13 protein-coding genes and 2 rRNA genes are annotated in these 23,516 nt (G+C 73.5%); 3 read left to right on the top strand and 12 right to left on the bottom strand.

From position 1 onward, the window contains the following. Positions 1 to 167 precede the first annotated feature (167 nt). On the top strand, positions 168 to 4,898 hold the full coding sequence (locus ACFXDE_RS33710; RefSeq protein ID WP_380498314.1) for an ATP-dependent helicase: 4,731 nt from the start codon (positions 168 to 170) through the stop codon (positions 4,896 to 4,898). Positions 4,899 to 4,971: 73 nt separating this feature from the next. Here the strand turns inward: ACFXDE_RS33710 and ACFXDE_RS33715 are convergent, their stop codons facing one another. The 9 genes from ACFXDE_RS33715 to ACFXDE_RS33755 all read right to left on the bottom strand — a co-directional run bounded on the left by ACFXDE_RS33715 (position 4,972) and on the right by ACFXDE_RS33755 (position 18,260). Further along, entirely contained in the window at positions 4,972 to 5,265 is a 294-nt protein-coding gene (locus ACFXDE_RS33715; RefSeq protein ID WP_380445388.1) for a hypothetical protein, read from the bottom strand. Positions 5,266 to 5,334: 69 nt separating this feature from the next. After that, a complete protein-coding gene (locus ACFXDE_RS33720; RefSeq protein ID WP_359964922.1) occupies positions 5,335 to 5,703 on the bottom strand; it encodes a helix-turn-helix transcriptional regulator in 369 nt (122 codons plus the stop codon). A gap of 335 nt (positions 5,704 to 6,038) precedes the next feature. Then, positions 6,039 to 6,545, bottom strand: a complete 507-nt coding sequence (locus ACFXDE_RS33725) for a CinA family protein (RefSeq protein WP_380498315.1) — start codon at positions 6,543 to 6,545, stop codon at positions 6,039 to 6,041. A 14-nt stretch (positions 6,546 to 6,559) separates the two neighbouring features. Next, positions 6,560 to 7,198 (bottom strand): CDP-diacylglycerol--glycerol-3-phosphate 3-phosphatidyltransferase, encoded by a 639-nt coding sequence (pgsA, locus tag ACFXDE_RS33730; RefSeq protein ID WP_380498316.1) that lies wholly within the window; start codon positions 7,196 to 7,198, stop codon positions 6,560 to 6,562. Then, positions 7,195 to 8,688: a 30S ribosomal protein S12 methylthiotransferase RimO gene (gene rimO, locus ACFXDE_RS33735; protein WP_380445385.1), complete on the bottom strand. Its 1,494-nt coding sequence runs from the start codon at positions 8,686 to 8,688 to the stop codon at positions 7,195 to 7,197. The genes pgsA and rimO overlap by 4 nt, the downstream gene beginning before the upstream one ends. Before the next feature lie 97 nt (positions 8,689 to 8,785). After that, positions 8,786 to 9,643 carry a RodZ domain-containing protein gene (locus tag ACFXDE_RS33740; protein ID WP_329924323.1) on the bottom strand — a complete coding sequence of 286 codons (858 nt, stop codon included), beginning with the start codon at positions 9,641 to 9,643 and terminating at the stop codon, positions 8,786 to 8,788. Positions 9,644 to 9,919: 276 nt separating this feature from the next. Then, entirely contained in the window at positions 9,920 to 12,598 is a 2,679-nt protein-coding gene (locus tag ACFXDE_RS33745) for a DNA translocase FtsK (protein WP_380498317.1), read from the bottom strand. Positions 12,599 to 12,752: 154 nt separating this feature from the next. Next, entirely contained in the window at positions 12,753 to 13,391 is a 639-nt protein-coding gene (locus ACFXDE_RS33750; protein ID WP_380498319.1) for a two-component system response regulator, read from the bottom strand. Positions 13,392 to 13,742: 351 nt separating this feature from the next. Continuing rightward, the gene (locus ACFXDE_RS33755; RefSeq protein WP_380498320.1) at positions 13,743 to 18,260 is read right to left on the bottom strand and encodes a HAMP domain-containing protein; all 4,518 of its coding nucleotides are present in this window, start codon (positions 18,258 to 18,260) and stop codon (positions 13,743 to 13,745) included. A 575-nt stretch (positions 18,261 to 18,835) separates the two neighbouring features. Between ACFXDE_RS33755 and ACFXDE_RS33760 the strand changes: the two genes are divergently transcribed. Next, positions 18,836 to 21,397, top strand: a complete 2,562-nt coding sequence (locus ACFXDE_RS33760) for a SpoIIE family protein phosphatase (RefSeq protein WP_380445383.1) — start codon at positions 18,836 to 18,838, stop codon at positions 21,395 to 21,397. Between the two features lie 372 nt (positions 21,398 to 21,769). After that, positions 21,770 to 22,333 (top strand): acetate uptake transporter, encoded by a 564-nt coding sequence (locus tag ACFXDE_RS33765; RefSeq protein WP_380445382.1) that lies wholly within the window; start codon positions 21,770 to 21,772, stop codon positions 22,331 to 22,333. Here ACFXDE_RS33765 and ACFXDE_RS33770 read toward each other — a convergent pair. From ACFXDE_RS33770 to ACFXDE_RS33780, 3 genes are all read right to left on the bottom strand, one after another. Continuing rightward, on the bottom strand, positions 22,326 to 23,174 hold the full coding sequence (locus ACFXDE_RS33770; RefSeq protein WP_380498318.1) for a phosphatase PAP2 family protein: 849 nt from the start codon (positions 23,172 to 23,174) through the stop codon (positions 22,326 to 22,328). The genes ACFXDE_RS33765 and ACFXDE_RS33770 overlap by 8 nt on opposite strands. Before the next feature lie 61 nt (positions 23,175 to 23,235). Then, positions 23,236 to 23,352 (bottom strand): 5S ribosomal RNA (gene rrf / locus ACFXDE_RS33775). Between the two features lie 71 nt (positions 23,353 to 23,423). Beyond that, positions 23,424 to 23,516: ribosomal RNA gene (locus ACFXDE_RS33780) — 23S ribosomal RNA — on the bottom strand; the annotation flags it as partial.

Here is a 23,516-nt window from a genome sequence, read left to right on the forward strand (position 1 = left end):
GGCGCGCGGGTGATCATGGGCTGGAATCATCACCATATGAGCGGATTGTCTTTTTTGCTCCTTTAACTACACCTCCTTTCGCTGCACCGCCCCACCGCACCGCCCCACCCACCCGGCGCTCCCCCGCCACCCGCCCGGTTGTCGGTCCCACCCGGCACCATGGGGGCATGGCGCCCCAGCAGCTGACCCCGCCGGCCGACCGGCCGGACGAACCGCAGGACGACCCGCTCGCCGGGTTCGCCCCCGCCACCCGGGCCTGGTTCACCGGCGCCTTCCCCGCGCCCACCACCGCCCAGGCCGAGGCCTGGCGCGCCATCGGACGGGGGACGGACGTCCTGGTGGTCGCCCCCACCGGCTCCGGCAAGACGCTCGCCGCGTTCCTCTCCGCCCTGGACCGGCTCAGCAGCACCCCGCCCCCGGCCGACACCAAGCGCCGCTGCCGGGTCCTGTACGTCTCGCCGCTCAAGGCCCTCGCCGTGGACGTCGAGCGCAACCTCCGCGCCCCGCTGACCGGGCTCCGCCAGGCCGCCGTCCGGCTCGGCGTGCCCGAACCGGACGTCCAGGTCGCCATCCGCTCCGGCGACACCCCCGCCGCCGACCGCCGCCGCTTCGCGACCCACCCGCCCGACATCCTGATCACCACCCCCGAGTCGCTCTTCCTGCTGCTCACCTCGGCCTCCCGGGAGGCGCTGCGCGGCATCGACACCGTGATCCTCGACGAGGTCCACGCGGTCGCCGGCACCAAGCGCGGCGCCCACCTCGCGCTCAGCCTGGAGCGCCTGGACGAGCTGCTGGACCGCCCGGCCCGCCGGATCGGCCTGTCCGCCACCGTGCGCCCGGTGGAGGAGGTGGCCCGCTTCCTCAGCCCGCAGCGCGGCGCCGCCGTCGTCCAGCCCGCCGCCGCCAAGGAGTTCGACCTCTCGGTCGTCGTGCCCGTCCCCGACCTGGACGACCTGCCCGCGGCCCCCGCCACCGGCGGCTCCTCCGACAGCGATCCACAGCGCCAGTCCTCGATCTGGCCGCACGTCGAGGAGCGGATCGTCGACCTCGTCCAGGCGCACCGCTCGACGATCGTCTTCGCCAACTCCCGCCGCCTCGCCGAGCGCCTGTGCAACCGGCTGAACGAGATCGCCCACGAGCGCGCCACCGGCGCCGCCGCCCCCGAGGCGCACGCCCCCGCCCAGCTGATGGGCGGCTCCGGCGCGGCCAGGGGCGTCCCGCCGGTCCTCGCCCGGGCCCACCACGGCTCGGTCTCCAAGGAGCAGCGGTCCCTGGTCGAGGAGGAGCTGAAGGCCGGCCGGCTGCCCGCCGTGGTCGCCACCTCCAGCCTGGAGCTGGGCATCGACATGGGCGCCGTCGAACTGGTCGTCCAGGTCGAGTCCCCGCCCTCGGTGGCCTCCGGCCTCCAGCGGGTCGGCCGGGCCGGCCACCAGGTCGGCGCCGTCTCCACCGGCGTCTTCTTCCCCAAGTACCGCGGGGACCTCGTCCAGTCCGCCGTGGTCACCGAACGCATGCGGGCCGGCCGGATCGAGGCCCTGCGCGTCCCGCGCAACCCGCTGGACGTCCTCGCCCAGCAGCTCGTCGCCATGACGGCGCTGGACACCTGGCCGGTGGACGACCTGCTCGCCGTGGTCCGCCGCGCCGCGCCGTTCGCCACCCTCCCGCAGTCCGCCTTCGACGCGGTGCTCGACATGCTCGCCGGCCGCTACCCCTCGGACGCCTTCGCCGAGCTGCGCCCCCGCCTGGTCTGGGACCGCGTCGCCGGCACCGTCACCGGCCGCCCCGGCGCCCAGCGCCTCGCCGTCACCTCCGGCGGCACCATCCCCGACCGCGGCCTGTTCGGCGTCTTCATCGCCGGGACGGACCCGAAGAAGGGCGGCGGCCGCGTCGGAGAGCTGGACGAGGAGATGGTCTACGAGTCCCGCGTGGGCGACGTCTTCACCCTCGGCACCACGTCCTGGCGGATCGAGGACATCACCCACGACAAGGTCCTCGTCACTCCCGCCCCCGGAATCCCCGGCCGGCTCCCGTTCTGGAAGGGCGACACCCTCGGCCGCCCGCTCGAACTCGGCCGCGCCCTCGGCGCGTTCACCCGCGAGCTGGGCGCACTCGCCCCCGCCGACGCCACCGAGCGCCTCAAGCGGGCCGGCCTCGACGACTGGGCCGCCGGGAACCTGCTCGACTACCTCGCCCAACAGCGCACCGCCTGCGGCCACCTCCCGGACGACCGCACGATCGTCGTCGAGCGCTTCCGCGACGAACTCGGCGACTGGCGGATCGTCATCCACTCCCCCTTCGGCGCCCAGGTGCACGCCCCCTGGGCCCTCGCCCTCGGCGCCCGGCTGCGCGAGAAGCACGGCCTCGACCCGCAGGTCATGCACGCCGACGACGGCATCGTGCTCCGCCTGCCCGACGCCGACCTGCTCGCCCCCGACTTCGACTTCGCCGGCCCGTCGCAGCGGTCCGCCCCGGACAGCGCCCCGGACGAGGCCCCGGTCGGCGCCGACGCCGCCCTCTTCGACCCCGGTGAGATCGAGCGGCTCGTCACCGACCAGGTCGGCGGCTCCGCCCTGTTCGCCTCCCGCTTCCGCGAGTGCGCCGGCCGCGCCCTGCTGCTCCCCCGGCGCAACCCCGGCCGCCGCACTCCGCTCTGGCAGCAGCGCCAGCGCGCCGCCCAGCTCCTCGAAGTCGCCTCCGAGTACGGCTCGTTCCCGATCGTCCTGGAGGCCGTCCGCGAGTGCCTCCAGGACGTCTTCGACGTGCCCGGCCTGGTCGAGCTGATGGGCGACCTCGAATCCCGCGCCGTCCGCCTGGTCGAGGTCACCACCCCCGAGCCCTCCCCCTTCGCCCGCTCCCTGCTCTTCGGCTACGTCGCCCAGTTCCTCTACGAGGGCGACTCCCCGCTCGCCGAGCGCCGCGCCGCCGCCCTGTCGCTCGACTCCCGGCTGCTGTCCGAACTCCTCGGCCAGGCCGAACTGCGCGAACTGCTCGACCCGCAGGTGCTCGCCGAACTGGAGGCCGAGCTCCAGCGCCTCACCCCCGAGCGCCGGATCAAGGACGCCGAGGGCGTCGCCGACGCGCTGCGCCTGCTCGGCCCGCTCGCCGAGGCGGAGCTCGCCGCCCGCGGCGCCGAGCCGCTCTGGGCCCTGGAGCTGGAGGCCGCCCGCCGGGTCATCCAGGTCCGGATCGCCGGCGAGCAGCGCTGGGCCGCCGTCGAGGACGCCGGACGGCTGCGCGACGCCCTCGGCACCCCCCTGCCCGTCGGCGTCCCCGAAGCCTTCACCGAACCGGTCAAGGACCCCCTGGGCGACCTCCTCGCCCGGCACGCCCGCACCCACGGCCCGTTCACCGCCGCCGAGGCCGCCGCCCGCCTCGGCCTCGGCACCGCCGTCGTCACCGGCGTCCTGCACCGCCTCACCGCCACCGGCCGCCTCGTCCAGGGCGAATTCAGGCCCGTCGAGGGCCACACCGCCACCGTCGAGTGGTGCGACGCCGAGGTCCTGCGCCGCCTGCGCCGCCGTTCCCTGGCCGCCCTGCGCCAGGAGGTCGAGCCCGTCCCGCCGCGCGCCCTGGCCGCCTTCCTCCCCCAGTGGCAGCACCTCGCCGGCCACCGGTTGCGCGGGCCGGACGGTCTGCTCCGGGTGGTCGAACAGCTCCAGGGCACCGCCCTGCCCGCCTCCGCCCTGGAGAAGCTGATCCTCCCGGCCCGCCTCGCCGACTACTCCCCCGGCCTGCTGGACGAACTGATGGCGGCCGGCGAGCTCGGCTGGTGCGGCGCCGGCGCCCTGCCCGGCAAGGACGGCTGGATCAGCCTCCACCTGGCCGAGAACGCCCACCTGCTGCGCCCCGAGCCCGTCCCGCCCGCCGTCACCCCGCTGCACGGCGCCCTGATGACCGCCCTCACCGGCGGCTACGGCCTGTTCTTCCGCCAGCTGGTCGAGCGGCTCCGCGCCGACGGCGACGAGACCCCCGAAGCAGAGGTCGTCGAGGCCCTGTGGGACCTCGTCTGGGCCGGCTACGTCAGCAACGACACCCTCGCCCCGCTGCGCGCCCTGCTCGGCTCCGGCCGGACGGCGGGCGCCACCGCCCACCGCGCCCCCAGGGCCACCCCGCGCGGCCGCTACGGCGGGGCCGGCCGCGCCTTCGGCCGGGCCGGCGGCGCCCTGCGCAGCGGCCCGCCGACGGTGGCCGGCCGCTGGTCGCTGCTGCCCGCCCCGGCCGCCGACCCCACGGTCCGGGCCACCGCCCAGGCCCAGGCCCTGCTGGACCGCCACGGCCTGCTGACCCGGGGCACGGTGGCGGCCGAGCGGGTCCCGGGCGGCTTCGCCGGGGTGTACCGGGTGCTCGCCGCGATGGAGGAGCGCGGGCGCACCCGCCGCGGCTACTTCGTCGAGGGCCTCGGCGGCGCCCAGTTCGCGATGGAGGGCGCGGCCGACCGGCTGCGGTCGGTCAACGGCCGGCTGGAACGCACCCGGGCCGCCGAGTGGCCGGCCGGCCCCGCCGCCGAGCCGCCGCAGGTCCTGGTGCTCGCCGCCGCCGACCCGGCGAACGCCTACGGCGCCGCGCTGCCCTGGCCCGAGCCCCCGGCCGCCCCCGGCGCCAAGGAGGCCGGGGCGCACCGGCCCGGCCGCAAGGCGGGCGCCCTGGTGGTGCTGGTGGACGGCGAGCTCGCCCTGTACGTCGAGCGCGGCGGCAAGTCCCTGCTGGCCTGGCCGGAGGACGGGGCCACCCGGGCGTCGGCGGCCGCCGCCCTGGCCGGTGCCGTCCGGGAGGGCGCGCTCGGCAGCGTCACGGTCGAACGGGCCAACGGCGAGCCCGCCCTCGGCTCGGAGCTCGGCGCGGCCCTGGAGGAGGCGGGCTTCCACGCCACTCCGCGCGGGCTGCGCCTGCGTCCGTGAACCCCGCAGGACCGGTGCCCGGGTACGCAGAAGGCCGCGGAGTCAACGACCCCGCGGCCTTCCCGCACACTTCTCACCCGATCGGGGGCGTCGGCGCCTCCGTTCGGCCCACGGCCCCGCGGGCCCCGCGGCGGACCGGTCCGGTCGCGCTCCGGTCGGCGTGGACCGGGATCAGACCGAGCCCCCAGCCGCCGGCCGCGAGCAGGCCGAGCACCGCGCCGTCGGCCAGCTGGCCCCGGACCACCAGGAGCCACCAGACCAGCCCGGCCGACAGGACCACCAGGACCCAGCGGGCCGGCCACGGCACCAGGCGCCGCAGCAACGGCCGTATTCGGGCCACCGCGTGCGCCGTCGCGTCTCTCCGCACGACCGCCCTCCTTCACTCGCCCCGGGCCCTGCCCTGCGTCGAGCAGGCGTGCCGGGAGTCGAGGCCGGATCAGGCGGCGACCACGTCCATCGCGGCGGCCTTGGGCGACATGGTCGCCCGGTCGGCGCCGGGGGCGGGCAGCGGTACCGGTTCGAGCACCGGCCTCAGCAGATCACCTTCGGAGAGGGTGGCCATCGCCGCAAGTTCGGCGAGCGACAGTTCGTCGCTGACCTCGCGCATGACCTCGGACATCCGGACGTCGAGCGCGTCGCAGATGGCGGAGAGCAGCTCGGACGAGGCCTCCTTCTGTCCCCGCTCGACCTCGGAGAGGTAACCGAGCGAAACCCTGGCGGCCGCCGACACCTCGCGGAGTGTGCGGCCCTGGCGCTGGCGCTGCCGACGCAGTACATCGCCCAGTAGGCGACGGAGCAGGATCATCGGTGCCTCCCTCCTCGGACTGCGGATCGAGATGTCACGCCCCCACCGTACCGCCTTGCCCGCTTCGCGTGCGGGGACCCTGGTCGTGTTCACTCTGGGCTGCAAGGCTGTCCCCCTCCTCGTTCCGGTGTCGTACCCGGGTCCGCGGGCCCCTCGTGGTACCCCTCGCGGGCCGCCCGGCCACCGTCACGCAACTCGTTCTCCACCTGGTTTCTGCCCAACCAGGCTGTCGGATGTAACACGATCCTGCGGCTCCACCGTCCCCGCACGCGACTTCGGGCGGATCCCGGTCGGCAGGGATCGGGACGGACGGGGTCCTGGGCCGTGCCTTCGGCTCAGGCCGGCAGCCGACCGGCGAGCAGCTCCAGCGCGGCGGTCACGGCCCCGTGACGGATTGTGGCACGCCCCCCGGACAGCCGGGGCGAACTGACCAGAGTTCCCCCCGGACCGGCGAGCGCCAGGTGTACGGTGCCCACCGGCTGCCCGTCCTGCGGCTCCGGCCCGGCCACCCCGGTCGTCGCGAGCCCGTACGTCGCCCCCAGCAGCCGCCGGACGCCCTCGGCCATCTGCCGGGCCACCACCGGGTGCACCGGCCCGTGGACGTCGAGCAGGCCCTCGTCCACCCCGAGCACCGAGGCCTTCAGCTCGGTCGCGTACGCCGTCACCGATCCCCGGAAGGTCGCGGACGCCCCGGGGACGTCGACCAGCGCGGCCGCCAGCAGCCCGCCGGTCAGCGACTCGGCGACGGCCACCGTGCTGCCCCCGCCGCGCAGCGCCGCGTGCACCCGCTCGGCCAGCGCGTAGTCCGCGGTCGTGTGCTCCGCAGTCCCGTGGTCCGTCACCAGGCCCCCCTCGTTCACCGGTCCGCGCGCTCCGCGGCCATTCCCTCGCGGCGCAGGCGCAGCGCCTGCCCGATGTAGTCCAGTGCGGTGCCGACGGTCAGCAGCACCGCCAGGCCCATCAGCACGGCCCGCGCGGTGGCGAGCCAGCCGGTCAGCTCCAGCACGTACATGCCGACCGCGATGCCCTGGGTCAGGGTCTTGAGCTTGCCGCCCCGGCTGGCCGGGATGACGCCGTAGCGGATCACCCAGAAGCGCATCAGCGTGATGCCGAGCTCGCGGGCGAGGATCACCGCGGTGACCCACCAGGGCAGGTCGCCGAGGACCGACAGGCCGATCAGCGCCGAGCCCATGATCGCCTTGTCGGCGATCGGGTCGGCGATCTTGCCGAAGTCGGTGACCAGGCCCTTGCGCCGGGCGATCTCGCCGTCGAACAGGTCGGTGATCATCGCGATGGCGAAGGAGGCCCAGGCCACCGAGCGCCACTTGGGGTCGTGCCCGCCGTCGGCGAACAGCAGCGCCACGAAGACCGGCACCAGCAGCAGCCGGAGCATCGTGAGCATGTTGGCGATGTTCCAGACGGCCGGCACCGGCGGCAGCGCGGCGGCCGGTCTGTCCGGATGGGCCGCGGCCGGGGCGCCGGGCCCCTTGGTCATTCCCCGGCTCCCGGGGCCTGCCGGACCCGCACCGGCTCCAGGGCCTCGGCGATCAGGTCGACGCCCTCGCTGGCCACCACCCTGGCCCGCCAGAACTGGCCGACCCGCGGGTCCTCGACGCCGGTGAGGGTGGTCAGGCCGTCCGTCTCGGGGGCCTGGTGGGCGGCGCGGCCCTCGACCACGTCCTCCTCGACCGACTCGATCAGGACCTCGACCTCGGTACCGATCCGCTGCTCGGCGCGCTGCGCGGTCATCTCCTCGGCGAGCCGGCTGAGCCGGTCCAGCCGGTCGGCGATCACGTCCTCGGCGAGCTTGCCGTCGTAGGTCGCGGCCTCGGTGCCGTCCTCGTCCGAGTAGCCGAAGACGCCGATCGCGTCGAGCCCGGCGTGCGTGACGAAGCGCTCCAGCTCGGCGAAGTCCTCCTCGGTCTCACCGGGGAAGCCGACGATGAAGTTGGAGCGGGCGCCGGCCTGCGGGGCCTTGTCCCGGATGGTCTTCAGCAGCTCCAGGAACTGGTCGGTGGAGCCGAAGCGGCGCATCCGGCGCAGGACCGCCGGCGCCGAGTGCTGGAAGGACAGGTCGAAGTAGGGCAGGACGTCGGCGGTGCCGGTCATCGCGTCGATCAGGCCGGGGCGCATCTCGGCGGGCTGCAGGTAGGACACCCGGACGCGCTCGACGCCGTCGATCTCCGCGATCTCGCCGAGCAGCGTCTCCAGCAGGCGGATGTCGCCGAGGTCCTTGCCGTACGAGGTGTTGTTCTCGCTGACCAGGACGACCTCGCGGACGCCTTGCTCGGCCAGCCACTTGGCCTCGTTCAGGACGTCGGAGGGGCGGCGGGAGATGAACGAGCCGCGGAAGGCCGGGATGGCACAGAAGGAGCAGCGGCGGTCGCAGCCGGAGGCGAGCTTGACCGAGGCGACCGGACTGTCGTCCAGCCGCTTGCGCAGGGTGCGCGGGCCGGAGGCGGGCGCGAGGCCCTCGGGCAGGTCGTCGATCGGCTCGGCCGGGGTCTCGGCGGGCCCGTGGCCGGGCAGCGCGACGGTCTCGGCGGCGGACTGCCGCTCCGCCGGGCTGATCGGCAGCAGCTTGCGGCGGTCGCGCGGCAGGTGCGGGGCGTGGTGGCCGCCGGAGAGGATGGTCTGGAGGCGGTCGGAGATGTCGGCGTAGTCGTCGAAGCCGAGGACCCCGTCGGCCTCGGGCAGCGCGTCGGCGAGCTCCTTGCCGTAGCGCTCGGCCATGCAGCCGACCGCGACGACGGCCTGGGTGCGGCCGTGCCCCTTGAGGTCGTTGGCCTCCAGCAGGGCGTCGACGGAGTCCTTCTTGGCGGCCTCGACGAAGCCGCAGGTGTTGACGACGGCCACGTCGGCTTCGGCGGCGTCGTCGACCAGCGACCAGCCGTCGGCCTCCAGTCGCCCGGCGAGTTCCTCGGAGTCCACCTCGTTGCGGGCGCATCCGAGCGTGACAAGGGCGACAGTACGGCGTTCAGGCATAGGCCCAAGATTAACGCGCGGCTCCCGGTGCCGTTCGCCCCGGAGGCCGCGCGCCTCGATAACACGATCTTCTGCGGGCCCCGCCCGGTGCCGGTGGTCAGCCCGCCTGCGGGTCTCCGGGGGTGTACGTGACGTGCACCACCTGCCCGTCCTTTCCGAGCAGACCGAGGTCCTTGCCGTTGACGTACGCGTGCACGGCCCCGCCGTTGCCGAGCACCAGCTTGATCTGCTTGGGGTCGGTGAAGGTCTGGTCCTGGCCGTCGCTGATGTTGTTCTGGAACAGCGACTTGCCGTTCCCGTCTATGGCCGAGACCCAGCTGGTGCCCTCGGCGACCAGCTTCACGGTGACCTTGTCGGCCGGGACGGCCGCGATCGCCGCGGCGCTCGGCGCGGGGGCCGGGGGCTGCACGGAGGGCGAGGGCGCGGGGGCGATCGAGCCGGTGCCGGTGCCGCTGGGCAGCGGCGCGCTGGCCGAGCCGGTGCCGGTGTGGCCGCCCTTGCCGCTCACCAGGTTGAAGCCGATCAGGGCGACCACCGCGACGATCGCGGCGACCATGGCGGCGGTCCAGTTCGGCCGGCCGCGGGAGGGCACCTTGATCGGGCCGCTCTCGATCAGCTGGGTGGGCCGCTTGGAGGCCGGCGAGCCGCCGTGCGCGGCGTCGTAGCGGGCCACCAGGGCCTCGCCGTCCACGCCGACCTCGCGGGCGATCGCGCGGATGTGCCCGCGGGCGTAGAAGTCGCCGCCGCAGCGGCCGAAATCGTCCTCCTCGATGGCATGCACGATCGGCACCCGGACGCGGGTCGCCGTACTCACCTGATCCACCGTGAGTCCGGCCTCCAGCCGGGCGGCGGACAGCACCCGGCCGATGCTCGGGGCATCGGCCGCCTGGACCGCGTCGCTCGGCTCTGCGGACGACGGGGCGTTCTCGCGGTCGGGGGACTTGCCGATGGTCACGGGGCACGCCTTTCGAGCGGATGGCCACCTGCTGGGGAACAGTCTAGGGGCGTGGACGGATCGATTCTCAAGCGGAACAGGCCCGAATGCGCGCACCCGCCCCGATCGGGGCGGGGCCCCGCGGACGGCCGGTCGGCGGGGTCACGCAGGGGGAGCACGGTGATCGCTTTCCGGCCAGTGACGCGGTGCGCGGACGTTCGGTTCCCGCCCTGGCGCCTACCCTCCTCCGAAGGAGTGACACCTCGTCCGGGACACCCGCCTCCCGCGCCCGGTCCGTCAGCCGCGCAGGGTCACCAGCACCCCGTCGAGCTCGTCCGGCTTCACCAGCACGTCGCGCGCCTTGGAGCCCTCGCTCGGGCCGACGATCCCGCGCGACTCCATCAGGTCCATCAGCCGGCCCGCCTTGGCGAAGCCGACCCGGAGCTTGCGCTGGAGCATCGAGGTCGAGCCGAACTGGGTGGAGACCACCAGCTCCGCGGCCTGGATCAGCAGGTCGAGGTCGTCGCCGATCTCCTCGTCGATCTCCTTCTTCGGCCCGCCGCCGACCGTGACGTCGTCCCGGTAGCGGGCGGCCAACTGGTCCTTGCAGTGCTGCACCACCGCGGCGATCTCGGCCTCGGTGACGAACGCGCCCTGCATGCGGATCGGCTTGCCGGCGCCCATCGGCAGGAAGAGCGCGTCGCCCTTGCCGATCAGCTTCTCGGCGCCGGGCTGGTCCAGGATGACCCGGGAGTCGGCCATCGCGGAGGTCGCGAAGGCCAGCCGGGACGGCACGTTGGCCTTGATCAGACCGGTCACGACGTCCACCGAGGGCCGCTGGGTGGCGAGCACCAGGTGGATGCCGGCCGCGCGGGCCAGCTGGGTGATCCGGACCACCGAGTCCTCGACGTCGCGCGGGGCGACCATCATCAGGTCGGCCAGCTCGTCGACGATCACCAGCAGGTACGGGTACGGCGTCAGCTCGCGCTCGCTGCCGAGCGGCGGGGTGACCTTCCCGGCGCGCACCGCCGCGTTGAAGTCGTCGACGTGCCGGAAGCCGAACGCCGCGAGGTCGTCGTAGCGCATGTCCATCTCGCGCACCACCCACTGGAGGGCCTCGGCGGCCTTCTTGGGGTTGGTGATGATCGGTGTGATCAGGTGCGGGATGCCCTCGTAGGCGGTCAGCTCGACCCGCTTGGGGTCGACCAGCACCATCCGCACCTCGTCCGGGGTGGCCCGGGCGAGGATCGAGGTGATCAGGCAGTTGATGCAGGAGGACTTGCCCGCGCCGGTCGCCCCGGCCACCAGGATGTGCGGCATCTTCGCGAGGTTGGCCATCACGGTGTGGCCCTCGACGTCCTTGCCCATGCCGACGACCATCGGGTGGGTGTCCTCGGCGGCCGTGCGCGAGCGCAGCAGGTCGCCGAGGTTGACCATCTCCCGGTCCCGGTTGGGGATCTCGATGCCGACCGCGGACTTGCCCGGGATCGGGCTGATGATCCGCACGTCCGCGCTGGCCACCGCGTACGCGATGTTCTTGGCGAGCGCGGTGATCCGCTCCACCTTGACGGCCGGGCCGAGCTCGACCTCGTAGCGGGTGACCGTCGGCCCCCGGGTGAATCCGGTGACCTTGGCGTCCACCTTGAACTCGGCGAACGTGCTCGTGAGCTGGGCCACCACCTCGTCGTTGAGGGCGCTGCGGGGCTTGGCCGGGCCGCCGCGCTCCAGCAGGTCGAGCGGGGGCAGGCTGTAGGTGATGTCGCCGGAGAGCTGGAGCTGCTCCATCCGTACCGGGGCGCGGCCGTGCTCCTCGGGCGCGCCCGGGCCGGCGCCGCGGGCCGCCGGGACGAGGGCCTCCTCGGGCGGGGCGGTGCGGTCCTGCACCTGGTGCATCATGTCCGCCACCGCGGAGGAGGCGGGCACGCCGTAGACCAGCGCGCCGTCCAGGTCGGCGGCGGCGCCCGCGGCGAGGTTGCGGGTGGTGAACGGGTCGTCGACGTCCTTGTCGAACGAGACGGGCTCGGGGCCCGCCTCCGCGCCCTCGGGCTCCTCGGACTGCGGCTTGCGCCGGCGGCGGCGCCGACGGGCGGCCACCTCGTCGACCGTGCCCTCGGAGTCGACGGTGAACGGCAGCGCCGACGGGTCGGCGTCCTCCGGCGGATCCGTGGACAGTTCGCGCTCCGGCGTACGCCCCTCGCCGTACTCGTCCTCCGGCCCCGGCTCGACCACGCCGAGCCGCACGCCGGCGGAGCGCAACCGCTCGGGGATGCGGTTGACCGGGGTGGCGGTGACCACCAGCAGGCCGAAGAAGGCCAGCAGCAGGAGCAGCGGCACGGCGAGCGCCGGGCCCGCGGCGGCCATCATGGGCGTCGACGCGGCCCAGCCGATGATGCCGCCCGCCGCCCTTATCCGGGACGCGCCGCTGCCCATCGTGGGCGCGCCGCAGCCGATGTGGACCAGGCCGAGGACGCCGACCACCAGCGCGCTCAGGCCGATCACGATCCGCCCGTTGGCCTCCGGCAGCTCCGGGTGGCGCCAGAGCCGGATCGCGATCCCGACCAGCAGGAACGGCACCAGCACGTCGAGCCGCCCGAACAGCCCGGACACCACGGCGGTGGCCGCCTCGCCGAGCCAGCCCTGCGGGCTGAACCAGGTCCCCGCGGCCGTCACCAGGCCGAGCGCGAACAGCACGAGGCCCAGCCCGTCCTTGCGGTGGGCCGGGTGGAGGTTCTTGGCACCGTCGCCGACGCCCCGGAAGATCGCGGCGATCGGGCTCGCGAGCCCGTTGAGGGCGCGCAGGAGTATCGACCTGTTCGGCGGCGGTGGCGGGGCCGACCTGGCCGCCGTCTTCTTCGCGGGTGCCTTGCGGGGCGCCGCCTTCTTCGCCGGCGGTTTGCCCGGAGTCCTCGCCGCGGCCTTCTTGGACGGTCCCGGACTCGTCTTACGTGCTGCGTTTCCGGGCGTACGAGTGGCCATGGGTCAGCAGCCTACCGGTGCGGGCCACCGGTGCACATGTGGCGAGCCGGGGCGCCCCGACGTGTCGCAGACACTCCGTCACGCTGACCGGAATTCACCCGGACGCCCGCGCGCTCCACCCGGTCGGGCCGGCCGGCGCGGCTCCTGCGTACCCCTACGAGCTGCCCGGGCGCAGCGCGTCCAGGGCCCGGCGCAGCCCGGCCAGCTTCCGCTCCAGGTGCGCCGCGGTGGCGGCCACCCCCGCGTCGGCGCTGCCGTCCAGCTGCTTGCCCAGCGCCTCCGCCTGCTCCTCGACCGCCGCCAGCCGCGCGGACAGCTCGCCGAGCAGCGCCCCGCCGAGGGCCGGCTCTCCGCCGCCCGCCTCCAGCTCCAGCCGCAGCAGCGCGGCCTGCTCCTTCAGCTGGCAGTTCTTCACGTACAGGTCGACGAAGACGGAGACCTTGGCGCGCAGCACCCACGGGTCGAACGGCTTGGAGATGTAGTCGACCGCGCCGGCCGCGTAGCCGCGGAAGGTGTGGTGCGGGCCGTGGTTGATCGCGGTGAGGAAGATGATCGGGATGTCCCGGGTGCGCTCGCGGCGCTTGATGTGGGCGGCGGTCTCGAAGCCGTCCATGCCCGGCATCTGGACGTCCAGCAGGATCACGGCGAAGTCGTCGGTCAGCAGCGCCTTGAGCGCCTCCTCGCCGGACGCCGCGCGCACCAGCGTCTGGTCGAGCGCCGACAGGATCGCCTCCAGTGCCAGCAGGTTCTCCGGCCGGTCGTCGACCAGGAGGATCTTCGCCTTCTGCATCAGGGCCCGCCCTCCTGTCGCCTGCCTGCCCGGTGAGGGCACTCGCGTACTGCCCACCGCTACCCCGGTCATGCTAGCCGCACCCCCTCGCCCGGCACATCGCTCCGTCGCGACCCGGCTGCGTCGGACCCGATCGGGACCGGTGCACGGCCGGTGCTCCGGCGCACGCTCAGCAGTGTGTCGCCGTCCGGTCACTGTTCGCAACGATCGGTGACCCTACCGGGTTCCCGGCCCTCCCCGCCAGCAAACCGATCTCCGGCCCGGCGTACGCCCCGGAGTCCGCCTCCCGGTGCGCGCCCCGCCGGCGGCCCGTCGCCCAAGTCCCGCTTGGGAAACGGGACCTGGGGTACGCGCTCAGGGCCGGTCGGGCCGCAGCCACTCGTGCATCACCGCCAGCAGGTGGTCGGTCTCCACCGGCTTGGTGATGTGGTCGGTGGCGCCCGCCGCGAGGGACTTCTCGCGGTCGCCCTTCATCGCCTTGGCGGTCAGCGCGATGATCGGCAGGCCGGCGAACTGGGGCATCCGGCGGATCGCCTCGGTGGTCGCGTAGCCGTCCATCTCCGGCATCATGATGTCCATCAGGACCAGCGCGACGTGCTCGTGCTGCTCCAGCATCTCGATGCCCTCGCGCCCGTTCTCGGCGTACAGGACGGTCAGGCCGTGCTGTTCCAGGACGCTGGTGAGGGCGAACACGTTGCGGACGTCGTCGTCGACGATCAGCACCTGCTGGCCGCCGAAGCGCGCGTCGGTGCGGCCGGGGCGCAGCGGGACCGGCTCCACCGGGCGGCCCCCGGCGGGGCGGTCCAGGGCGGCGGTGCGACGGCGCTCCACGGCGCCGCGGCGGCGCTCCTCGGCGAGTTCGCGGACCTCCTGGGCCCAGTGGTCGGCCGGGTTCTCGCCCACCGGGACGGGAACGCCCACCGGGGTCACGCCGACGGTGGCGCGCAGCACCGGGGTGTTGGGCACGGCCGCCACGGCGGCGCGCTCGGTGGGCGGGGTGTCCGAGGACTCGGTGCGCAGCGGCAGGTAGAGCGTGAAGGTCGAGCCCCTGCCGAGCTCGCTCTCGACGTGGATCTCACCGCCGAGCAGCCGGGCGATCTCCCGGCTGATCGAGAGGCCCAGGCCCGTTCCGGCGTACTTGCGGCTGATGCCGCCGTCGGCCTGCTTGAAGGCCTCGAAGATCTCCCGCAGCTTGTTGCCGGGGATGCCGATGCCGGTGTCGGAGACGGCGAAGGCGATCAGCGGGTCGTCCGGGTCCTTGATCGAGCCGGACTCCAGCAGCTGCTCGCGGACGTGCTGGGGCACGTCCGGCCCGGCCGGGCTGATCGAGAAGTCGACGGCGCCCGCGTCGGTGAACTTGACCGCGTTGGAGATCAGGTTGCGCAGCACCTGTTGGAGCCGCTGCTCGTCGGTGTGCAGGGTGACCGGCAGCGCGGGCGAGACCCGGACGGCGAAGTCCAGGTTCTTGTCCAGCGCGACCGGCTGGAAGGTGGCCTCGACGTAGTCGACCAGCTGGACCAGGGCGATCCGGCTCGGGCGGACGTCCATCTTGCCGGCCTCGACCTTGGACAGGTCGAGGATGTCGTTGATCAGCTGGAGCAGGTCGGAGCCGGCGCCGTGGATGGTGTCGGCGAACTCGACCTGCTTGGGCGAGAGGTTGCCCTCGTTGTTGTCGGAGAGCAGCTTGGCCAGGATCAGCAGCGAGTTGAGCGGGGTGCGCAGCTCGTGCGACATGTTGGCGAGGAACTCGCTCTTGTAGCGGGAGGCCAGGGCGAGCTGTTCGGCGCGCTCCTCCAGGACCTGGCGGGCCTCCTCGATCTCGCTGTTCTTGATCTCGATGTCGCGGTTCTGCTGGGCGAGTTGCTCGGCCTTCTCCTGCAACTCCTCGTTGGTGCGCTCCAGTTCCTCCTGGCGGGCCTCCAACTCGGCTGAACGCATGGAGAGTTCCGCGGTGAGCCGCTGGGACTCCAGCAGCAGGCCCTCGGTCTTGGTGTTGACGCTGATGGTGTTGACGGTGACGCCGATCAGGTCGGCGATCTGGTTGAGGAAGTCGAGGGCGACGGTCGTGAACGAGCTGAAGGTGGCGAGTTCGATCACGCCGAGCAGCCGGCCCTCGAACAGCACCGGCAGCACCACGATGTGGGCCGGCGAGGCCTCGCCGAGGCCCGAGGCGATCTTGAGGTACCCGGGCGGCGCCTCCTTGAGGATGATCGCCCGCTTCTCCACCGCGGCCTGGCCGATCAGCGACTCGCCGGGGCGGAAGGTGGTCGGCATCGCGCGCCGCTGGTAGCCGTAGCTGCCGATCAGGCGCAGCACGGTGTCGTTCTCGTCGTCGTCCTCGGTGATCAGCTCGGCGGTGCGGCCGGCCGGCTGGGCGAGGAAGAACGCGCCGTGCTGGGCGGAGACCACCGGGGTGAGCTCGGTCATGATCAGCGAGGCGACCGCCTCCAGGTCCCGGCGACCCTGGAGCAGGCCGGAGATCCGGGCCAGGTTGGTCTTGAGCCAGTCCTGCTCCTGGTTGGTGCGGGTGGTCTCGCGCAGGTTGGCGATCATCTGGTTGATGTTGTCCTTGAGCTCGTCGAGCTCCCCCGCGGCGTCGACGTCGATCCGCAGGCTCAGGTCGCCCCTGGTCACGGCGGTGGCGACCTGCGCGATCGCGCGCACCTGCCGGGTCAGGTTGTTGGCCAGCTCGTTCACCGACTCGGTGAGGTCCTGCCAGGTCCCGTCCACCCCGGGCACCCGGGCCTGGCCGCCCAGGCGGCCGTCGGTGCCCACCTCGCGGGCGACGCGGGTGACCTCGTCGGCGAACGCGGACAGCTGGTCGACCATCGTGTTGATGCTGGTCTTGAGCTGGAGGATCTCGCCGCGCGCGTCGACGTCGATCTTCTGCGACAGGTCGCCGCGGGCCACCGCCGTGATCACCAGCGCGATGTTGCGGACCTGGCCGGTGAGGTTGTTGGCCATCAGGTTGACGTTGTCGGTCAGGTCCTTCCAGATGCCGGCCACGCCGGGCACGCTCGCCTGGCCGCCCAGGGTGCCGTCGGTGCCGACCTCGCGGGCGACCCTGGTCACCTCGACGGCGAAGGACGAGAGCTGGTCGACCATCGTGTTCAGCGTCCCGGCGAGCGTCGCGATCTCGCCCTGCGCGTCGATGGTGATCTTCTTCGAGAGGTCGCCGCGGGCCACCGCCGAGGCGACCTCGGCGATGTTGCGGACCTGCCCGGTCAGGTTGGACGCCATGAAGTTGACGTTGTCGGTCAGGTCCTTCCAGATGCCCGACACCCCCCGCACCCGGGCCTGGCCGCCCAGGATCCCCTCGGTGCCCACCTCGCGGGCGACGCGGGTCACCTCGTCGGCGAACGCCGACAGCTGGTCGACCATCGTGTTGACGGTCGTCACCAGCTCCAGGATCTCGCCCCGGGCGTCGACGGTGATCTTCTTCGAGACGTCGCCGCGCGCGACCGCCGTGGTCACCTCGGCGATGTTGCGGACCTGGCTGGTCAGGTTGTTGGCCATCAGGTTGACGGAGTTGGTCAGGTCCTTCCAGGTCCCGGACACCCCCGGCACGCTCGCCTGGCCGCCGAGGATGCCCTCGGTGCCGACGTCCCGGGCCACCCGGGTCACCTCGTCCGCGAACGCCGACAGCTGGTCCACCATCGTGTTGATGGTGTTCTTCAGCTCCAGGATCTCGCCGCGCGCGTCCACCTGGATCTTCTGCGACAGGTCGCCCTTGGCGACCGCGGTCGTCACCTGGGCGATGTTGCGCACCTGATCGGTGAGGTTGTTCGCCATGAAGTTGACGTTGTCGGTCAGGTCGCGCCACACGCCCGCCGCGCCCGGCACCTGCGCCTGGCCGCCGAGGCGGCCCTCGGTGCCCACCTGGCGGGCCACCCTGGTCACCTGCTCGGCGAACCCGGACAGCTGGTCCACCATCGTGTTGATGGTGTTCTTCAGCTCCAGCATCTCGCCGCGCGCGTCCACCTCGATCTTCTGCGAGAGGTCCCCGCGCGCCACCGCCGTCGTCACCTGGGCGATGTTCCGCACCTGGCCGGTCAGGTTGTCGGCCATGAAGTTCACCGAGTCGGTCAGGTCCCGCCAGACCCCGGCCACGCCCGGCACCTGCGCCTGACCGCCGAGGCGGCCCTCGGTCCCGACGTCCCGGGCGACCCTCGTCACCTGGGCCGCGAAGCCGTTGAGCTGGTCCACCATCGTGTTGACGGTGTTCTTCAGCTCCAGCATCTCGCCGGCCACCTCGACGGTGACCTTGCGGGACAGGTCGCCCTTGGCCACCGCCGTCGTCACCTGGGCGATGTTGCGCACCTGGGCCGTCAGCCGCCCGGCCATCGTGTTGACCGAGTCCGCCAGGTCCTTCCAACTGCCCGACACGCTGCGGACCTTGGCCTGACCGCCCAGCTTGCCCTCGGTACCGACCTCGCGGGCCACCCGGGTCACCTCGTCGGTGAACTCCGAGAGCTGGTCCACCAGTCCGTTGACCGTCCGCCCGATCTTCAGGTACTCGCCGCGCAGCGGGTGGCTCACCCCGTTGCTGTGCAGCGAGCGCAGCTCCATCTTCTGGTCCAGGTCACCCTCGGCGATCGAGGTCAGCACCCGGCCCACCTCGGCCATCGGACGGGCCAGGTCGTCGATCAGCGCGTTGCAGTTGTCGACCGCCGCCATCCAGGCGCCCTCGCCCGCACCGGTCTCCAGCCGCTCGTTCAGCCGGCCCTCGCGGCCCACCGCCCGCCGCACCCGGGCCAGTTCACCGGTCAGGTGCTGGTTGCGCTCGGCCACCTCGTTGAACACCGCGGCGATCTCCGCCAGCGGCCCGTCCCCCGGCACCGTCAGCCGGCGCCGGAAGTTGCCGTCGCGCATCGCCGTCAGCGCCGACAGCAGCTTGCGCAGCTCCGCCGGTTCCGCGCCCCGGCCGTGGTTCGCTCGCCGGCCGGCCGCGCTCCGCGGCGCGGCCCCGGGGCGAGCACCGCGCTGGGCGGCCTGCGTCGTACCGGTTGCGTCCTTGGTGGCCGAACTCAACGGGCCCCTCCCACGTCGTGAACTGTCCGGTGGCCCTCCGCGCCCCGGCGGACCGGGGCCCGGGCACCGCCCCGGCTTGGGCTGCGCACCGGCCGCACCTCACGACGCACCGGCACCCGCGTCGACCGTACTGTCCCGACCGACCGTCGCGGACCCCCCAGTCTGGCAGCACCGGCCCCGGGTATACGGCCGGTTGCACACGGTTGTTACCGCCTCTCCCGAAACGCGTGGGCAGAATCACCCTCTGGTGCCCGTTTCGACGCCCCGCCCCCACGGGGAACCAAGCGGAAAGTAGGGTGGAGCGCTGCACCGGGCCACGACCCGTCCCAGCGCCGCCGCCCACCCGCCGGCGCGTACCGGGAGACGGCGCCGCACCCGGACAGCCAGGGCAAGAGCAGCAGAGGAGAAGTGGCAACGTGGTCACCGCGCGCGCAGCCGCCACCTTCGACCCCGACGGCAGGTCCGCGGCCGCCGCCCGGGGCTTCGTCCGGGACGCGCTGCTCGGCTGGGGGCTGCCGGAGGTCGTCGACGACGCCGTCGTCCTGGTCAGCGAACTCGTCACCAACGCCGTCGTGCACGCCGGCACCGCCGCCGAGGTCGGCTGCCTGCGCGAGGAGGGCACCGTCCGGATCGAGGTCACCGACCACCACCCGGAACGCGGCCTGCCCGCCTTCACCGACGGCCCCGTCACCTCCTCCGACCGCTACGCCGACCCCGACGGCGAGGGCGGCCGCGGCCTGCTGATGTGCTCCGCCCTCGCCGAACGCTGGGGCGTCGAGTACGCGGCCGGCCGCAAGACCGTCTGGTTCCGCCTCGCCCTGCCGGTCCCCGTCGCCGGCACCCGCTACGCCGTCCCCGCCACCCCCGGCAGCGACCTGCCCAGCGGCCCCGGCCCGGTGCACGTCGCCGTCGTCCAGCTCGACGACGACGGCCGCGTCCTCGCCTGGAACCCGGACGCCGAAGCCCTCTTCCGGCACCCCGCCGACAGCGTCCTCGGCCGCCCGTGGGCCGACCTCGCCGTCTGGCCCGACACCCCCGCCCGCGGCCTCGGCCTCGCCGAGACCCTGCGCCTCGCGCGCTGGGAGGGCGGCTTCGCCGTCCGCCGCGCCGACGGCCGCACCGAGGAGGTGTACGGCGTCCAGGTCCGCGTCCGCGACACCGAGGGCGTCCCCTCCACACTCTGCCTGCTCGTCCTCGAACCCGACCGCGCCGTCCTGCGCTCCCCCGCCCGCGCCCTGCCCGGCGACCGCACCGACCCGGCCGGCCCCCGGCTCGACCTGCTGGCCGGCCCGGTCGCCACCGACGACCTCGACACCCTGCTCCAGCGCACCGTCGAACGCGCCCGCGACCTGCTCGACGCCGACGCCGCCTACCTGCTCCTCACCACCGAGGACGAGACCGAGTTCGAGGTCCGCGCCGCCACCGGCCTCACCACCGGACACCGCCGCCACACCCGCTTCCCGGTCGGACACGGCAACCGCTACGACTCCGCCCGGCTGCCCACCGTCCACGACGACCTGATCGCCCGTCCGGCCGGACCGGCCCTCCTCGACGGCAGCGGCATGCGTTCCCTGGTCACCGTCCCGCTCAAGGTCGAGGGCCGGCTGATCGGCTCCCTCGGCATCGCCACCGCCGCCCCCGGCCGCTACGACAACGAGGACGCGCTGCGCCTGCAGTTCGCCGCCGACCGGGTCGCCCTCGCCGTCGAGAGCACCCGCCTCACCGAGCTCGAACGACTGCGCCGCGGCTCGCTCTCCTTCCTCGTCGAAGCCTCCGACCTGCTCGCCGGCACCCTCGAACACGAGCAGACCCTCGCCCTGATGGCCCAGATGGCCGTCCCCACCCTCGCCTCCTGGTGCGCCGTCTACACCAAGGGCGACCACGGCGCCGCGCCCAACCTCGCCTTCGTCCTGCACGAGGACGAGGACCGCATCGACGCGTTGCGCGGCCTGCTCGACAAGACCCCCGCGCCCGACCCCGGTCCCGCCCACAGCGCACGGTTCTGGCCCGCACCCACCGAGACCGCCGCCGCCGGCGGACTCACCGACAGCCCCGAACTCGCCGGCGTGCTCGGCGAGACCGTCGTCCTGCCGCTCACCGCCCGCAACCGCGTCATCGGCCTGCTCGCCCTCGGCACCCCGGCCGGCGTCCGCTTCCGCCAGGAGATCCTCGAACTCGCCGAGGACCTCTCCCGCCGGGCCGCCCTCGCCCTCGACAACTCCCGCCTCTACTCCGAGCGCACCGCGACCAGCCAGGCCCTCCAGCGCAGCCTCCTGCCGCCCGACCTGCCCGAGATCCCCGGCGTCGAGGTGGACGTGTACTACCAGGCCGCCGGCGAGGGCAACGAGGTCGGCGGCGACTTCTACGACCTGTTCACCATCCGCGAGGGCACGTACGGCTTCGCCATCGGCGACGTCTGCGGCACCGGCCCCGAGGCCGCCTCCGTCACCGGCCTGGCCCGCCACTCGCTGCGCCTGCTCGCCCGCGAGGGCCTGGACGCCCCGCAGGTCCTCACCCGGCTCAACGCCGCCATCCTGGACGAGGGTTCGCGCAGCCGCTTCCTCACCCTGCTCTACGGCGAACTGACGCCCCGACCGGACGGCAGCACCGAACTGTCCCTGGTCTGCGCCGGCCACCCGCTGCCGCTGCGGCTGCGCACCGACGGCCAGGTCGACCGCGCCGCCACCCCGCAGCCCCTGCTCGGCGTCATGGACGACCTCGACCTCACCGCCGAGCACCTCGTGCTCGCCCCGGGCGAGGTCCTGCTCTGCGTCACCGACGGCGTCACCGAACGCCGCGAGGGCCGCCGGATGCTGGGCGACGACGGCCTCGCCGAGGTCCTCACCGGCTGCACCGGCCTCACCGCCGGGGCCGTCGCCATGCGCGTGCAGCGCGCGGTCGAGCGCTTCGCCCCGGAGCCGCCGTCCGACGACATGGCGATCCTGACGCTGCGGGTGCCCGCCCAGCGCACGAGCTGAGCGCGACGCACCCGTGCCGACCGGGTCGGCGCCGGAGCGGACCCGCCGGACCGCCGCCACTGAGCAGAACTGCCACGGCCGGACCCGGCCGGCGGCCGATCGTGAGCGTTCCACAGCTGACGGCGCCACAAATTGTGCGATTCACAAGGGTACAAGCCTGGTCGGCCCGGGTACACCGACCTCAGCGGGGACTTCCCCCACCCCTCGGCCCGGAACATTCGGCCCTCGGCCCACCACCTCTGACCGCAGCCCGCGCACGCTCCTGCCGTGCGCCCTCGGCGCGGTCGCGCGCACCTTCTCGCAACCACTCCTTCGGACCACTCCACTGCGTTGACTGCGCCCTGCGCGCGCCCAGAGTGAAAGGAGCCTCCGGTGAGCAACGACGCCTCCGGGGCAACGAACGCCCGTCCCACCGGAGCCGACGCGGGTAACCTCGGCTACCTCGCACTCGGCCTCACACTTCTCGCCTACGGCCTGCTCTCGACCGGAATCCTCAAGGGCACCGGCGCCGGGGACGCGGCCCACCTCGCCCACGTCGTCGGCGGCATCACCCTGTTCGTCGCGGGCCTCTGGCAGCTCCGCGGCGGCGAGGGCTTCACCGGCACCGCGTTCACCAGCCTCGGCGCCTTCTGGGCGACCTGGTCGGTGGCCGGCGGCGCGAGCAAGAACGCCGCCGGGCTGTTCCTGCTGCTGTGGGCCCTGCTCGCCCTCACCCTCACCGCGGCGAGCTGGGGCGCGGGCCTGTACAGCCGGGCCGTCTACGGCCTGCTGACGCTGTCCCTGCTGGTCGCCGCCATCGGCGCGTTCGGCGGCCACGGCAGCCTCACCAAGCTCGCGGGCTGGGTCGCGGCGCTCTCCGGGCTCATCGCCTGGTACGGGGCCACGGCCAGGCTGAGCAACGGCAAGTGGGGTCGGATCGCGCTGCCGCTCAAGTGACCTGCCCGGTCCGCGAACCGGACCCGCTGCGGGGCCGGTCCTCCGTCTCGTCGACGGAGGGCCGGCCCCGCCGGCGTGCCGTCAGCGCCAGGACGGCGTACGCGAAGAGCAGGATCGTCACGGCGACGATGCCGTCCGCCCAGAAGTGGTTGGCGGTCACGACGACCACGGCGACCGTCAGGACGGGGTGCAGCACCACCAGCCAGCGCAACGGACTCCGCGCCACCCGGATCACCGCCACCGCCGCCAGCACGCACCACGCCACGTGCACCGACGGCATCGCGGACAGCTGGTCCGCCACCACCACGCCGCCGACCGCGCCCCCGTACACGGACTGCCCGTACTGCGCGGCCACGTCGACGAAGCCGTTCTCCGGCAGCATCCGCGGCGGCGCCACCGGGATGAACTGGACCAGGAGGCAGACCGCCGTCGTGATCACCACGGTGTTCCGCACCCACGCGTACCGCTCGCGGTGCCGCAGGAACACCCAGAGCAGCACCACCAGCATGACGCCGAAGTGCATGACCGCGTAGTAGTAGTTCGCCAGCCGCACCAGCACCGGGTACGGCGTGATCGCGGCCTGCCACGACGCCTCGTCCGGCAGCCCGACCGCCAGCTCCGTCCGGTGGATCCACTCCGCCCGGTCCAGCGCGTGGTCCGCGCTCATCACCGACAGGTGCCCCACCAGCTGCCACAGCGCGAACAGGGCGAGCAGGGTGCCGGCCTCACGCAGGAGCGCCGACAAGGACGGCTTCCGGACCCTCGCGGCGACGTACGCGCCGCCGTATAGAACGACGGCGGTGCCCCCGGCGGACTGCCAGGTCAGGGTCAGGTTCTGCATTCGCAGAGGGTAACGCAAAAAGACCCACTCCCGATCGGGAGTGGGTCTTCTTGGAATGATTGTTCGGCGGCGTCCTACTCTCCCACAGGGTCCCCCCTGCAGTACCATCGGCGCTGTGAGGCTTAGCTTCCGGGTTCGGAATGTAACCGGGCGTTTCCCTCACGCTATGACCACCGAAACACTATGAAACTGTCGACCCGCCGGCAAGGCGGTCGTTGTTTCAGAACAACACAGTGGACGCGAGCAACTGAGGACAAGCCCTCGGCCTATTAGTACCGGTCAACTCCACCCCTTACAGGGCTTCCATATCCGGCCTATCAACCCAGTCGTCTACTGGGAGCC

It is taken from the genome of Kitasatospora sp. NPDC059408 (genome assembly GCF_042751525.1).
Lineage (GTDB): Bacteria > Actinomycetota > Actinomycetes > Streptomycetales > Streptomycetaceae > Kitasatospora.

Coding starts and splice junctions, on each gene's coding strand:
- ACFXDE_RS33710 (WP_380498314.1), top strand. CDS start 168: ATGGCGCCCCAGCAGCTGACCCCGCCGGCCGACCGGCCGGACGAACCG.
- ACFXDE_RS33720 (WP_359964922.1), bottom strand. CDS start 5,703: ATGATCCTGCTCCGTCGCCTACTGGGCGATGTACTGCGTCGGCAGCGC.
- pgsA (WP_380498316.1), bottom strand. CDS start 7,198: ATGACCAAGGGGCCCGGCGCCCCGGCCGCGGCCCATCCGGACAGACCG.
- rimO (WP_380445385.1), bottom strand. CDS start 8,688: ATGCCTGAACGCCGTACTGTCGCCCTTGTCACGCTCGGATGCGCCCGC.
- ACFXDE_RS33745 (WP_380498317.1), bottom strand. CDS start 12,598: ATGGCCACTCGTACGCCCGGAAACGCAGCACGTAAGACGAGTCCGGGA.
- ACFXDE_RS33755 (WP_380498320.1), bottom strand. CDS start 18,260: ATGCGCGACGGCAACTTCCGGCGCCGGCTGACGGTGCCGGGGGACGGG.
- ACFXDE_RS33770 (WP_380498318.1), bottom strand. CDS start 23,174: ATGCAGAACCTGACCCTGACCTGGCAGTCCGCCGGGGGCACCGCCGTC.